The organism is Pseudomonas sp. ITEM 17296 (assembly GCF_028895205.1).
In the GTDB taxonomy this organism is placed as follows: domain Bacteria; phylum Pseudomonadota; class Gammaproteobacteria; order Pseudomonadales; family Pseudomonadaceae; genus Aquipseudomonas; species Aquipseudomonas kermanshahensis.
In genome coordinates this window covers 85,260-99,552 of the sequence record NZ_WJRS01000002.1, presented here as the reverse complement: position 1 = coordinate 99,552, position 14,293 = coordinate 85,260, and the positions used below count along the sequence as shown (strand labels likewise).

Genomic DNA, 14,293 nt, shown 5'->3' with positions numbered 1-14,293 from the left:
CGCAAGGGCAATGGCACTCGTATCCATAGGGCAAGTGGAAAATCTCGAAGACCTCGTACGCGATCTGCAGGCCATCCATGTGGCCCTGGAGTTATCCTGCCGAGCACAGGTTGCCTTGGCAGAGCACAAGTACGAAGACGCTCGAAACGCCTCACAGCACAGCGAGGGCTTGCTGGACAACGCCATACAGCTGGAGCTGGACGCCAGCCAGGCCTCCGAGGATGCCCGACAGGCCGTGGACACTGCATACGCCAGTCTCGACGCTGCCGAGAGCTCGCTGTCCAGTTGCATCGCTCAACCGCTCGCCGAAGACGGGTCGAATCCTGATTGCTCCTGGGAGCAAGACTGCGCTGAGCAGGCCAGAGCCGAAGTGGACCAGGCCTGCAACGCACTGGAGCAGGCACGGGTCGATCACGAACGGGCCATGGAGAACCGCATGGCCATGGAACGTCGCCTGGAAATGACCAGGCAAGCGGCCTCGATGGCCGCGCAGGCACTGGCGCAAGCGCAGCAGGAGTGCAATGCACGGCTTCTCGGCGTCGGCCAGGCCATTGATCTCGGTGTTACACGCCTTTCTGCGGCCCAGCAAGCGCTGGAGGCCTACCTGGCGACCCATCCCGTCGCTGCGGACTTCCATTCCTGGCTGAAGTGGGACCCGGTAAAACAGGGTGGCGTCGTCACACCAGATGTACTGCGGGATCGAATGAACCTGTCGGCGGAGCATCGGCAGATGCTCCAGGAGTACCTGTACGAACGAAATCCCGAGTATCGGGCGAAGGTCGACAGGTTCCGCGAGCAACGGGTTGCCGCGAAAGGCGATGTCGAGCGCAACGGGGTCGTGCGCAAGGTCCGCATTGAGCTGTGCGGCGAATTCGGTGAGCAACTGGCTCGCCACGCCCTGGCGCCACTGGGTGGTCGCATCGAGACACAAGGGCGGACGTTCGTTGGCGACAACGGCCGCTACACCAAGACCGACCTGCTGATAACCGACCTGCGTGTCCCAGTCGTACTGGGGCGTGGGCCGGGCATGGGGGCACCGGTGGGCGGCTCGCTGGCGTTGGAGGTGAAATGCGGCAAAGCCCAGTACCTCTTCGCGCAGAAGGACCACATGGTGTTCCAGGCCGAAGGACACAAGCAAGCGGATGCGCAATGCACGCTCTGCTCGCGGGACATCAAGGACCTTTCGCCCGAGAAAGAGAAAGAATTGCGCGATGCCTTGCGCGAGGCGGGCTCGCCTCTGATAGGCATGCTGCCGAGCAAGAACGAGATAGACCGGTCCTGTCTTGATTTCATCCGCCAGAGCCAGGAGGAACAGCCATGAAAGTGCGATTCGCCATAGTGGAGCCTGCCATCCTTGAACAGGTCCGGGCAGGAGTGGAACAGTTGCAACGCGCGGTCGATACCGGTGACATGGATGACGTGGACGAGGCCACGGCGCACTTGCTGAACTTGACCGCAGGCTGCCGTTCGATCGACCTGTCCGAGGAGCGGTGGCAGAGGTTCCTGAGCGAGATCAGGCGCGAGGATCCGGACTTCGAATCCCGTTACCTGCTGCCGGGCAAGCGTTGTACGTCGTTGTTTCCAGGCATCTCCACCGATGCGCATGTCCTGGAAATCCCCATGGACGATGAGTCGGGAGATGTCGATGTTTGACGATGTCATGGGTCTGATGGCGGCCTGCGCAAACAGGTTCAACACCGGGGTGCGGGATGGATTCGGCATCTCCATCGCCAACGAAGTGCTCTCCCCGATCCAGGAGAACATCGCCTGCCTGCGGAGTTTCAACGAAGACTACCAGCGTCAGGTCACGGCCATCGACGGCATCCTCGAGGAAGCGCAAGACGTCGGAACTTCACGAGGGGAGCGTGATGTATGAAGGGATCGCCCGAGCATCCGGACCAAATCGTCTCCAGGGTCATGCAAGCCATCGCCGACTATCAGGAAGGCCTGGCCCGCATCGACCGTGAGTTCAATGCCGCCGCGAGCAGAAGAGAGCAAACCCTTCAGGGGCTGCGCAAAGACTTGCAAACGCCCCTGGCTGCCTCGACGGAAGAGGCCTTGCGGCGGCTGGCAGATGAAGAACGACAGACGAACGCCAGCCGCGCGCAGCGGACAACGGCCTGGCGATCGGCGTTCGTGCGGCAATGGGAAGGTATCGCCACGGACGCGATGCGTTCGGGTGAGCGGCTTCGCCGCGAACAGCCAGCGTTGACGGATCTGGTCCCTACGACATCATGGGCGGTCACAGAAATGCCTGCGCGTCTGTACCTCGGCTCCCGGCAACTGGGCTTCGAGGACCTCTGCTGTTCGACGCCAAACGCCATCCCCTTCCCGTTCTCCAGCGCCTTGGCGTTTTCCCAAGGCCACACGGGCCATGCTCAGTGGATATCCGGCCTGCTGCTGCGCTTGCTTTCTGCCCTGCCCCCGGCGCAGCTGGAGTTGACGTTCATCGATCCGCTGCGACTGGGACAATCAGTCGAGCCGTTCCTGCCCCTGCTCAAGGTCGAGCAACTGGTACCGGCACAGCGGGTGCTGACGCGCGCGGACGAGATCGAGACTGCGCTCGGCCGGCTGACGGATGACATCGAGGAACTGCTCCAGCATCGCTTCAATGACGAGTCCGCGAACTGGTCGGCGTACAATGCGAAGAACCCCGACTGCCGTCTTGCGTACAAAGTGCTGGTGCTGTTCGATGCGCCAGAGCAACTGTCCGAAAAAAGTCTGTGGTTCCTCCAGCGATTGTGCGAGAACGGCCCGCGCTGCGGCGTCCTGCCGATCATCGCGATCAACGAGCACCGCCTGCAGGACCAGCGCTACGAGAAATTCCGCGCAACCGCAGCACAGGCTGTCGCAGCGTTCGACGCCCTGTTCGCGACGTCGTCCGTCGCGCGCAACGGCCTTTCATCGAGCTGCAAGACCGAGCAATGGCCCAGGCAGGAACAGCTAGGCCCCTACCTTTCGGCGCTCGCCGAAGAGTGTGCCCGGCAGGCGCGCTTCAGCCGGTCGATGAAGGATCTCTGGTCCGGTTTCTCCAAGGGCGCCACGACCTGCACAGGCTTCGACATCCCGATCGGCTGGTCAACCGCGGGCGCGCCCGCTTCCTTCGTCCTCGGTGCCACAACGTCCGAACACCATGCACTGCTCGCTGGCAAGACCGGGTCAGGCAAGTCGAACCTGCTGCACGTCCTGATCCACTCCCTGTGTCAGCGCTATTCACCGGCGGAAGTCGACCTTTATCTGCTGGATTACAAGGAATCGACGGAATTCAGTGTCTATGCCGACCCGCCCCTTCCCCATGCCCGGCTGGTCGCCACGGAAAGCGATCCCGAATACGGCATCACAGTCCTTCGCCACCTGGTGGATGAATTGCAGAGGCGCGGGCGCATGTTCAAGGAAAACAAGGTCTCTGACTTCGCTAGTTTCCGCGCCAGCACAGGTGAGCAGCTACCCAGAGTCCTCCTGGTCATCGACGAGTTCCAGGTGCTCTTCGCCGGCACACGCTCAGTGGCAGAGGCGGCAGAACACTTCCTGTCGCAACTGTTGAAGCAGGGGCGCTCATTCGGCATTCATGTCCTGCTCGCGACGCAGACTCTCAAGGGCATCAATGCCATGTCCCTGGGGAGCATCATCACCCAGTTGGGCTGCCGCATCGCCCTGGCCTGCGGCCAGGAAGATTCGGCGATGATCCTGAGCGCGAACAACTGGGCCGCGGCGGAGCTGCAGAGCCCGCCCGAGGGCATCATCAACAATGCCAACGGGGCCAGGTCCGGCAACGTCAAGTTCCTGATACCCCTAGCAGACAGCGACACTTGCCGCGAACACATCAGCACGCTGGCGCAACATGCCTCGCGTCAGGGCATGGCGGACAAGACCCGGATCTTCAATGGTGCCCACCTGCCTGAGCCGCCTTGCGCCACTACCTACCAGAACGTCTGTTCAGGGGACGGTGCCCTGCTCCTCGGGCAACAGCTGACGTTCGACGCCGACATGCTCACGGTCCCGCTCATCCAGCGCACGGCCTTCAATGTCCTGTTCAGCGGCTATAACGATGCCATCCACGACGGTTTGCTCAACGCAACGCTGTCCAGCCTGGTGGCATCCAGCCGTTTCGACGAGATCATCTTCTTCAACGCCCGCGGCGTCACCGCGAAAGGCGAATTCACCTCAGGGACGCGCGCGCCCGGCGGTCCCGTGCAAGTGTTCGACGACATCGCGGCACTCCCGTTGCAAGCGATAGCCGATGCCATCGGCAGTCGCCGCGTCGCCTTGATCATCGACGGTCTCGATTCGGAAAGACTGCTGCACCCACCGACCGCGTTCAGGCCCCCCAAGCCGGGTGAACCACTCGGCCCTGGCGATCTGCTCAAGCGCATTGCCGAGGATGGCCCGCGTCAGGGGGTGTTCGTATTCGCCTTCGTCGAGCGCTGGCAGCGCTGCGCATCGACCTGCAAGGAGCTTCTTTCGTACTTCGAACTGCGCCTGGGGTATTGCATGAGTGAAGATGACGCCGGCTCGCTGGTCTCCACCGGCATTGGCAAGTTCAAAGGTCTCGAAAAGCCCAACCGGGCCGTTCTGGTAAACCGAATGACCAGCGAAACGACCTGGTTCCGCCCCTACGTCGCCAAGAGTTCCCTATGAAGAAGTTTTTGCTCACCTGGTATGGCATCACGGACTTTCGCGCGTCGCTGGGATTCGAAAGCACGGAAGGTCCGATTGCCGCAGCGCTGGCGGCAGAGGACTATAGCGAAATCGTGATTCTTGGCTACACGCGAAACGACCTCCAGGATCACGTGTCGGCACCCACCTGCGCGGACCTGGCGACACGGCTGGCGGCGATCCATGCTGCCAACCAGCAACAGGATCGCGGCGTTACCAACGATTTCGTCTCCAATTTCGCCAATACGCCTGCCGCCCACGCGCACTTCGCCCGCTGGCTGGAGGCGCAACTGCCACGGTTTGCCAGGCAGGCACGCATTTCGCTGAAGAGCGAAACACTCCGCGAGCTGAACGACTCCGAAGGCATCTACGCCTGTGCCATGCGCGCCCTGGATTTTGTCGCCAAGGCCGCTGGCGAGAAACTCGTGACGCTGTACCTGAGCCCTGGCACGCCGGTCATGGCGTTCATGTGGGCACTGGCGGCCCTGGCTCATCCTCACCTGAAGAAACGCCTCATCGTCTCGCCCGTTGTCGGCAAACCGCCGGAAGCCATTGCCCTGCCCGCCGAATGGCTGGAGCGCCACGGTGCCAGCCAGGCCGCGATCGGCAATGCCCACAAAGGGTTCGCCGTGACCTATCACCTCTTCGGCGAGCAACGCATGCCAGCCCTGCTGGGTATCCGCCAGTTCGCCTCCGACCGGCATGTGTTCGTGAACTCCCTGGACTTCCCGGCGGCCTGCATGAGCGCGTTCATCCAGGAAGCGGACTTCGACGAACTCCCGGTCAACCCGTGGGACGCCATGGACGTGCAGGAAAGAATCATCGCCCACGCCAGGACCTTGCCGCCTGGCGCGCGTATCGGCATGAACCTTACCGGCGGCACCAAGCTGATGTTCGCCGGCGCGCTCTCCGCAGCCCGCGCACTGGGTGCAGTGCCCTTCTACTTCGACAGCCGCAACCAGCGCGTGACCTATGTCGATAGCCTGCGTCGGGAGACCATCCGGCCCATCGACTCGATCGAAACCTTCCTGCTGCTCAATGGCGATGGGCTGAAAGTGTCGACCGTCGAGCCCCAGGACGAGTTATCGCCGGACCGACGCCGCCTGACCAAGACACTGTGGAAATACCGGAGCAAAGTCGCTGACGCCTACCCCGAATTGTGCAGGTACAACAACGAACACGAAAGAAGCCTGCAAAGAGGTGAGCCACTGATACCGTTTCGCATCGAATGCCACGGGTTCGTATTCGCCTTCACTCGGGAAGCCGAGGCATCGGTTGTCGGCAACGGCCTGAACCTGCACTTCAAGCATTGGGCGGGCTTCGCCAAATACATGTCCGGTGGCTGGTTCGAAGAGTTCGTCTATCTGCAGTGTAAAACCTACGAGGAGCGCGGCGTCATCCGGGACCTGCGAATCAACCTCACCCTGCAACTCAACCAGGACGGTTCATTCCATCGCGACGTGCAACACAACGAGCTCGACGTCACCTTTACCGACGGGCATTCGCTCTACATCGTCGAGTGCAAGGCGGGCAAGGTCACGCAGGAGCAAGTGATGAAACTGCAGAACCTCGTCCGCTTTTATGGTGGTGTCGAAGGTCGCGGCATCGTCGCCTGCTGCTTCCCTCCAAGGTCGGACTCAGTGCGCAAGAAAATCAGCGACGCGAAGCTGGCACTTTGTTGCGGCGGCTCCTTCCTGGAACAGCTCGATAGCTTGATGAGCGGGATTGCCGCACGCGCCAGGCTGGCCAGGGAGCCGGCATGACGCTCTTTCTGGTGTGCGACACCTCCGGCAGTATGAGCGAGGGAGGCAAGCCATTCATCACGAGGACGGTGGTCACGACTATCGCCCAGTGGATGCTTCTGGCGGGTAGAAAGGAACAGATCAGGTTGTGTGCCTGGGGTACCGAAGCGGTCTTCGACGACTGGACCATGACCGACGACTACCCGGAACACATGCTGGTGTGCCGCGGCACCTCCAGCGCGACCGCCCTGACCCGTCTGCTGGGTGATTCACCGAACAGAAAAATACTGCTGCTGACCGACGGTTTCTGGTCCAGCACCGATGCCCGACACCTGAAACAGTGGCGGTCGCGGCTTCCCGACGACTCGGTACGCGTCATCAAGATCGGTGCGGACGCCAATCCGCAGCTCAAGGGTCCGGACGTTTTCCTAGCCGAGGACCTGTTCGCTGCGCTGGACGAATGGCTGGAAGCGCCCTCGGCATGACGCTGTGGAAGAGCTTCGGTGCCAGCGTTCCAGGCCCCGCGCACCTGGCTGCCGGCCTCCCCAACCAGGACGCATGGGCAGCCTTCCACCGCGACGGGGGAGACGGCATCGTGGTTTCCGACGGCCTCGGTTCGAAGCCGTTTTCCAGTTTCGGCAGCAATGCAGCCTGCCAGGCTGTAGCACAGGCTTTCCGCTCCCGCACCGAAGCCGACCCGGCGCCCCTGCTACAACGCATTACGTCGAACTGGCTGTCTCTCGTCGCACCACTCGAACCCCGTGATTGCGCCGCCACGTGCCTGTTCGCCTTCCGGGCGGGAAACGGCGTGATCCACCTGGGAATGCTGGGCGATGGCCTGGTCGCCGCAATCAGGTCGGATGGTTCGGTGATGTCCCTGGCGGACGACAAGTCGCAAGGCTTTTCCAACATCACGGCAGCACTTTCCCAGCGTGTGTCCGAGCGGGACTGGCAGGTCGCCTCGCTGCCGGAGCGGGATTGCCTGGCCATCCTGCTCTGCTCCGACGGCGTGGCGGACGACCTGGAGGACATTCCCGGCTTCGTGACCGGCTTGATCGATGCGCACCGTTCGCTGGCCGCGGTCACCGCCAGCCGGCGTCTTCAAGCGATGCTCGATAAATGGCCCACCCCAAAGCACAGCGACGACAAGACCATCGCCTGTCTCTGTCGCGAGGAGATTCACCATGGACAAGACTGAAGGAACACCGCCGCTGTGCGACGAATACGGTAATCACCATACGCTTGCCGATGAGCTCGCCAGGGGCGGTCAAGGCGTCGTGTTCCGCACCAAGGACGCGGACCTGGCCATCAAGCAACCGCTCAATCCCCAAGGTGAGCCGGACACCAGCAGCGACCTGCTTCAACGCTTCAAGAATATCCGCCTGCTGCCCCTGCCACCGCGCATTTCACTGTCGTTACCGCTGGCCATCCTGCGGGATCAGCCAGGGTACGTGATGCGCCTGCTAAACGACATGACGCCCTTCAGCGTCTTCGATCTCGACGGCAAGACGAAAAAGGTCCTCGAAGAACAGCAGCTCATTCTTCCTGAATGGCTGGCGAAGGTCCCTGACAGGGACTTGGCATTGCATCTCGTCCATTACGCTCGTACGGGCTCGACCCGCCGCCGCTTGTTCGCGCTGTCGGAATGCGCCGCCATCCTCGCCCGCCTGCATTGTGCGGGCATCGTCTATGGCGACATCTCCAGCAACAACGCCTTCATCGGTGCGCAATCGAACGATGTCTGGCTCATCGATGCCGACAACCTGCGATTTGAATTGGCCAGCGGAGGTATCTCGGTCTACACGCCGGCTTACGGTGCACCGGAAGTGGTGCGGGGCATCGATACCGCGCGCCCACGCTCGGATTGCTGGGCATTTGCCGTCATGGCCTTCAAGACCCTTGCACTCTGCCATCCGTTCATCGGCAAGGCAGTGCTCGAGCCCGAGGAAGATGACGGTGGCTGGGACTCCGAGCCAGATGAAGACGGCCAGACTGCCGACCTGGATGAACAGGCGTACGCGGGGTATCTGCCCTTCATCGATGACGCGAAGGATGACTCCAACTCTGGGGTTGGCGGGCTGCCGCGTGCGCTGGTAGCTACGCATGGGCTTCGCCGGCTCTTCCAGGAAACATTCGGGGCCGGGCGACTACAGCCGCATCGCCGCCCCACCATGGCGCTCTGGGCGATGGAGCTGAAAAAGGCGTTCGACCGCTCGCTGCACTGCAATGCCTGCACGATGAGCTACCTGTTCGACGAACACACCAACTGCCCTTATTGCGATGCACCCCGTGCGCCGTTTGCCCGCGCCCAGACATCGCGGGGCGAGATCGTGATTCCCTCCACCACCCAGCATTTCGCCCTGCCGCACCGACTTTTCCATCCTTTTTCATTCGAGCATAACGAGACGCAGGCGTACGAAGTCGACCTTGACTTCGCCGCCAGGACGGCACGTCCTGTCCGAGGCACCCCTGCTTTCCCCGATAGCTTGACCTTCACCTTCGAGGCGGGCGTGCAATGAAGTTCCAGGACATACCAGCCGATATCCTTACCATCCGCATCCAACCGGTTGGCCACGGCTCGGTAGAGTGGCGCGACCAGGCCGTCTATTCGATCGAGAGCGATCTCTCGCGCCCCAATGAGTTCGACCTGCGTCTCAAGGACGCAATGATCGCGGTGCAGACCGTCACATCTATCGATAACCGGCGGCTGAACGCCGAACTCGCCATTGGCCGCGCACTGCTCGCGCAACTGGCCAATCGTGCTGCCGACGGCAGCATGGAACTGCAGATCGCCTTTTTTTCCGGCCCGTGCCTGGAGATGGGTGAACTGGAAATCGGCGTGGACGACTATGCCGAACGAGCAATTGCAGACCTCGAGCGCCGCAGAAACGGTCCTAAGGGTGAACAACTCTACAAGCTGCTGGAGCGCCATTTCTGCTTTCGGCAAGGCGACATCGACTTCTTTTTCCTGACCGCAGGTCCGGCCATCGACGAGATGCTCAAGCCCGACCCCGTCCAGGAAGAGGAAGCAGCAGACGCTAACGACCTGGTGCCGGATCCGGAATCGCAAGCTAGCCAGGACGCAGCGCCCAGTGCCGTACAGCCCGCTCGAAGCCAGCAACCAAACCGCAGCAACTCGTTCTGCATCAGCGGGAATGGATTGCGCTTCGTAGCGACAGAGACGCCGTTACCCCAGGGCAAATCGATTTTCCTCACCACACGCTTGACCAAGGCCCGCAAGCATCCGGACCGTGCACTACGCCTGGTCAAGGGCAAGCTTCACTTCGCAGACTGGAGCCGGACCGGACATATCCGTCTCCTCGCCAAAGCGCAGATGACAGCCTTGACTCAGGACCACGTCAGTTACTTGAGGAAATGGGATGAGTTCGGCGATCTCGAAGGTGAACTGCTGCTGGACAAGGCGCGCCTGGTGGGGGTATTGCACGTCGCCGGCAGCGTCGAGAACAGGGACGGAACCGTGGCCGTATGCGTGACCCAAGCCTCCGAGGCCGCACTCAAGGCCCTGGAAAAGGGCCAGGTCGGCGAACTCCGGTGGGTAGAGGAACTCCCGGACTATCTGCTGGATCCCGCCCTGCGCTTCAAGGATTTCGCCAGCGGCATCGAGCACACGGCGGAACGGGAACCCACGCCCCCCCAGGAAGAGACACAGGTCAGAAATAGGCATTACGGGGTGAGCGAGTTCGACAAGGCATCGAACACTCTCAAGCTCAAGACTGAAAGGCTGCCGGAAAAGTCGGGCATGCTCATCCTCTCCCTGGCAGGCGAGGTTGCCCAGATCAAGCGCCGCCTGGTGGCGCGCCGGATGATTCTCGAAGGCCGGGCCGCCAATCCCCAGCTCGGCCTGCTGATCGAGGAAAAAGGCGTCATTACCCAGACCCGCAGGCCGTCACCTGTCAAGCCGCTGACGGCGTTCGTCCTGGACAAGGTCTTCAAGAACACGCCCACGCCAAAACAGCTGGATGCCATCAGCTGTGCCTTGGAAACCCCAGACATCGCCCTTATCCAGGGACCTCCCGGAACCGGCAAGACTACGGTCATCGCGGCCATTCTCGAGCGTTTGAACGAAATGGCGGACAAGCGTGGCATCGCCATCAAGGGCCAGGTGCTGCTGACAGGGTTTCAGCACGACGCGGTCGAGAACATGATCGAGCGCCTGTCGCTCAATAGCCTTCCCGTTCCGAAATTCGGCAAGCGCTCCAATGCAGCCACGGATGACGCCAGCCTATTCGAGGAGCGGCTCGATGAGTGGTGTGGGAAGCTCGCCGCCGAATTGCGTGACCGCAACCCGCAGATCGCCGAAATCGAACAGGAAACGGAGATCAGGCACCTGTACCTGCAATACCTCCAGACGCCGACACGGGTACTCGGCGCCCGCCTGGCCTCCCGGATCGCAGCGCTCGGCATTGCGGTCCTGGGCGAGGAGCGGGTACGTCAGGCCGAGAACCTGCAGAAGAAAATGGGCCTGGAAGAAAAGCTCAATGACACCAGCCACCAATGGCTCGACGTTGTGCGTCGCCTTCGCTGCCGGCCGGAAAGCTTTGCCGACGATGGCCCCGAGCGCGCCGCCGATGCGCTGGTCGATCTCGGCGAGGTGCTGGACAGCGAGGACCTTGCGTTGCTCGACGATGCCAGCCTGTGGCGTAACGAAAATGGCCTTCCGCCGTTCCTGCAGCGGTTGGCGGCACTGAAGAGGACGCTGCTCACCCGCTTCAGCGCCCCCCCGGTTTTCCGCATCGAGAAAGCCAACGACGAGATCGTCGTCCTGGCAGACGTAGCAATCGAGCAGATCAAACTCAAGGGACACTCGGGCCGGGACAGGAAGTCCGCCGCGCTGGCGGAGTTTCTCGCCCAGCTCGACAACAATCCGCGCGCCATGCTGGAGGCTGTATCCGACTACAGCTTCGCCTTCGCCGCGACGTGTCAGCAAAGTGTCAACCGCAGGATGCAATTCCAGAAAGGCATCAAGGGGGGCGACACCAACCTGAACCAGCAGCGCCTGGAATACGAGTACGTGATCGTCGACGAAGCCGCTCGCGTCTCGCCACGTGACCTGATGGTGCCGATGGCACAGGGCAGGCGCATCATCCTGGTCGGCGACCACCGCCAGCTGCCGCATATTATCGATGACGAGGTCGCACGCCGGATGGAAGACGGCGAAAACGGCCCGTCGGAAACCGACTGGCTGAAGAAATCGATGTTCCACTACCTGTTCTCGGAACGCCTGAAAACCCTGGAGGAAGGCGACAACATCACTCGCCGGGTCACGCTGGACAGGCAGTACCGCATGCATGAGCTGCTGGGCGACTTCATCAGCCGCAACTTCTACGAGCGCTTCGACCCCTCCGAGAAGTTCGGCTCAGGAAGGCCAGCAGTCAATTTTGCCCACGCCCTCCCCGATACCGGCGGAAAACCCGCCGCGTGGTTGGAGGTACCCGTGGAAAAAGGCAAGCACCGACGCAGCGGGACCAGCTGGATTCGCCCGATCGAGGCCACGGTGATCGTGCACCAACTGCTCGCATGGATGAATTGCGAGGCAGGCAAAGACCTGACTTTCGGGGTGATTTCCTTCTACAAGGCGCAGGCCGAGTACATCAGGCAGCAGCTCGGCACGCTCGGCGACAATGACAAGCGACTGCGTATCGGCACGGTTGACTCGTTCCAGGGCATGGAGTTCGACGTGGTGTTCCTATCGACGGTGAGGACCGTGCCGCAGTCGTGGAAACACGCTACCGATGACCGCGAAAAACAGGCGCAATCACTGTTCGGTCACCTTTGCCTCTACAACCGCCTGAATGTCTCGATGAGCCGCCAGAAGAAACTGCTGGTGGTGGTCGGCGACCCGAGCCTGCTGGATGGCGATCTTGCAGCCGAGTTCATTCCCGGGCTCGTTGATTTCCATAAGCTCTGCCGCGAACAAGGAGTCGTGCTGGAATGTTGAAACTTCTGGATTACGGCACCCCTGATCCCTTCGGGGCAATTGTCGGCCGACGCCGCAATCTGTCCTGGCCCGTCGATGCCTACCGGATCACCCTGCCCAGGCCTGACGAAGACGGCCTGAGCCTCAACCCGTTCGAGCAGGTCATCCTCAGTCTGCTCTCCCTTGGGAGGATGACCTCACAGGCACTGGCCGAGGACACTTGCATTCCGCGCGACCTGGTCGAAAGCATTCTGTTGCGCCTTCGGGACAGAGGGTTGATCGACGATCTCAACAGCGTCCTCGAAGCGTCCGACAGCAACACGGCAAGCGAGGCCAACAACCCGGCATTCGTGACCGCGCTGCTGTTTCGCGAACGGGTCAGCGGGCAGGTCCTGCCCTTCATGCAACTGCTGGAGAACCAGCCGTTGTGCAAGCAGGAACAGAAGCAGGCCGCCTACAGGATCCGATCCATCAGTACCGGATCCGCACCGCTCACCCAGCGCGATGTGATCAAGGTGGCGCGAGCGATGCAGCGCAGATCCGCAGTTTTCGGGAAGGGGCAGCAATTGCCGGCACTGCACAAGATCGTGATCATGGACAAGCCGGAACAGTACTACCTGGACTGCCCTATCGCCATTCAGAGACGCGACGGCGAGTTCCGCATCGCAGACCCCTTCGGCAACGGTTTTTCACTGATACTTGAACGGGCATTCGAACAGTTGCTAGAGCAGGACGAGCGTACGGCGGACTGGCTGGGCAAGTGGAAGGCAGCGCTGCGTCAGCCACGCTCGCCATCCCCCGATCAGCGTGCAAAAGAACCCTTCGACACACCTTCCAACCAGTTGCGCTACCCCAAGCTCCTCAGCAACTTGCGGCTGCTGCCGAACGCCGCGTTCCGCTCGATCGCCCAGCTCTATGCCGCCGTGGAGTGGTCGTTGTTCCATGCCTGTGCCAGGCGCCCCTTCGAAGGTGATATTCAGCGCTTGAAATTCACCCCGCAGGCGGAGCACGCACAACTGCTTGGCCTCGCGGCCAGCAAGGTTGGGCTGCTACCACCGGGAGCCGGTTTCAGGCCTGTCCGGGAGGGCAAGCTACGGGACTTCCAGGAGGGAAAGGCAGAGCTGGAAACGCTGCTCGCCCTGAGCATCCTTCGCGCGCAGGACGATGACTCTCATCCTTTGCGACATCTGGCCGCGCGCGATCCCGCACTGATCAGCCACCTGCTCGAAATCAAGAAGGCACGTGACGAGAAGGGGCATGGGAAAGGCAGTGCCGACGCCCCGGAATCGGAGTTGCTGGCAGAACCGCTGGTGCGCGAGATCATCGAGACCATGGTGCCGGAGGTGGCCTTTTCCCGCGAGCCGACCGCCAGCAGCAACCCTGACTCCTATGCGGACGTGTTGCTGGATGCCCGTGCTGGCATCCAGGACGAGTTTGGCTTCGGCGCATTCAATCGCCTCGGGGCGAACGTGAAAGAGCGGCTCGTCCATGCGGAACGGGTCTTTCTCTCTTGGCAGGAGGGAGACGATGCCCTGGCGTTCGCCCGCGATCTCTATGCGGCTGTGCAGTCCGTCCTCGAGCTGTCGCTGAACCATTGGCTGCCACCGGACATGGCAGATGCGCTGCTGATCGAGGTAGCGCAAGACAAGGCCATCGCGGCCGGCCTGTGCCATCGACTGCCGTCAAGCCTGCACACCGTGAGGGCTTCGGTTGTACGCCAGACGCTGCAAGGCAGCGGCCAGTCGCTCGGGGCCTGCATGATCGCCTTCCTGCTGATGGCCGACGAGCAGACCCTAAAGTCGATCGCGGCGACCCAACCGACCTTTGTCGACGATGTAGCCGCGCTCATCGCCAGACGCGGGCACGGTAATGAACCACTGCCACTGGCAAGCACGGATGTCGCGAAGCTGCGCGAGGCATCGTACAAAATCATCAAAACACTGATCGAGGTATAGGA

Annotated in this window: 10 protein-coding genes; all 10 read left to right on the top strand. The window is 61.8% G+C overall.

Annotation, left to right across the window (positions count from 1 at the left end):
* Positions 1-10: 10 nt before the first annotated feature.
* From GIB19_RS03020 to GIB19_RS02975, 10 genes are read left to right on the top strand one after another with little or no spacing between them, the layout of a single operon-like run.
* The gene (locus GIB19_RS03020) at positions 11-1,321 is read left to right on the top strand and encodes a hypothetical protein (RefSeq protein ID WP_274883452.1); all 1,311 of its coding nucleotides are present in this window, start codon (positions 11-13) and stop codon (positions 1,319-1,321) included.
* The gene (locus GIB19_RS03015) at positions 1,318-1,653 is read left to right on the top strand and encodes a hypothetical protein (protein ID WP_258641896.1); all 336 of its coding nucleotides are present in this window, start codon (positions 1,318-1,320) and stop codon (positions 1,651-1,653) included. Before GIB19_RS03020 ends, GIB19_RS03015 begins: the two co-directional genes overlap by 4 nt.
* Positions 1,646-1,876, top strand: coding sequence for a hypothetical protein (locus tag GIB19_RS03010; protein ID WP_146146882.1), 231 nt, complete (start codon positions 1,646-1,648; stop codon positions 1,874-1,876). Before GIB19_RS03015 ends, GIB19_RS03010 begins: the two co-directional genes overlap by 8 nt.
* Positions 1,873-4,638: an FtsK/SpoIIIE domain-containing protein gene (locus GIB19_RS03005; protein WP_258641897.1), complete on the top strand. Its 2,766-nt coding sequence runs from the start codon at positions 1,873-1,875 to the stop codon at positions 4,636-4,638. Before GIB19_RS03010 ends, GIB19_RS03005 begins: the two co-directional genes overlap by 4 nt.
* Positions 4,635-6,419 carry a Card1-like endonuclease domain-containing protein gene (locus GIB19_RS03000; RefSeq protein ID WP_258641898.1) on the top strand — a complete coding sequence of 595 codons (1,785 nt, stop codon included), beginning with the start codon at positions 4,635-4,637 and terminating at the stop codon, positions 6,417-6,419. Before GIB19_RS03005 ends, GIB19_RS03000 begins: the two co-directional genes overlap by 4 nt.
* Entirely contained in the window at positions 6,416-6,883 is a 468-nt protein-coding gene (locus tag GIB19_RS02995) for a VWA domain-containing protein (RefSeq protein WP_258641900.1), read from the top strand. The genes GIB19_RS03000 and GIB19_RS02995 overlap by 4 nt, the downstream gene beginning before the upstream one ends.
* A complete protein-coding gene (locus tag GIB19_RS02990) occupies positions 6,880-7,596 on the top strand; it encodes a PP2C family serine/threonine-protein phosphatase (RefSeq protein WP_258641901.1) in 717 nt (238 codons plus the stop codon). The genes GIB19_RS02995 and GIB19_RS02990 overlap by 4 nt, the downstream gene beginning before the upstream one ends.
* Positions 7,583-8,917 (top strand): protein kinase domain-containing protein, encoded by a 1,335-nt coding sequence (locus GIB19_RS02985; RefSeq protein WP_258641903.1) that lies wholly within the window; start codon positions 7,583-7,585, stop codon positions 8,915-8,917. The genes GIB19_RS02990 and GIB19_RS02985 overlap by 14 nt, the downstream gene beginning before the upstream one ends.
* A complete protein-coding gene (locus GIB19_RS02980) occupies positions 8,914-12,357 on the top strand; it encodes a DEAD/DEAH box helicase (protein ID WP_274883446.1) in 3,444 nt (1,147 codons plus the stop codon). The genes GIB19_RS02985 and GIB19_RS02980 overlap by 4 nt, the downstream gene beginning before the upstream one ends.
* The gene (locus GIB19_RS02975; protein ID WP_258641907.1) at positions 12,351-14,291 is read left to right on the top strand and encodes a hypothetical protein; all 1,941 of its coding nucleotides are present in this window, start codon (positions 12,351-12,353) and stop codon (positions 14,289-14,291) included. Before GIB19_RS02980 ends, GIB19_RS02975 begins: the two co-directional genes overlap by 7 nt.
* The last annotated feature ends 2 nt before the right edge of the window (positions 14,292-14,293 follow it).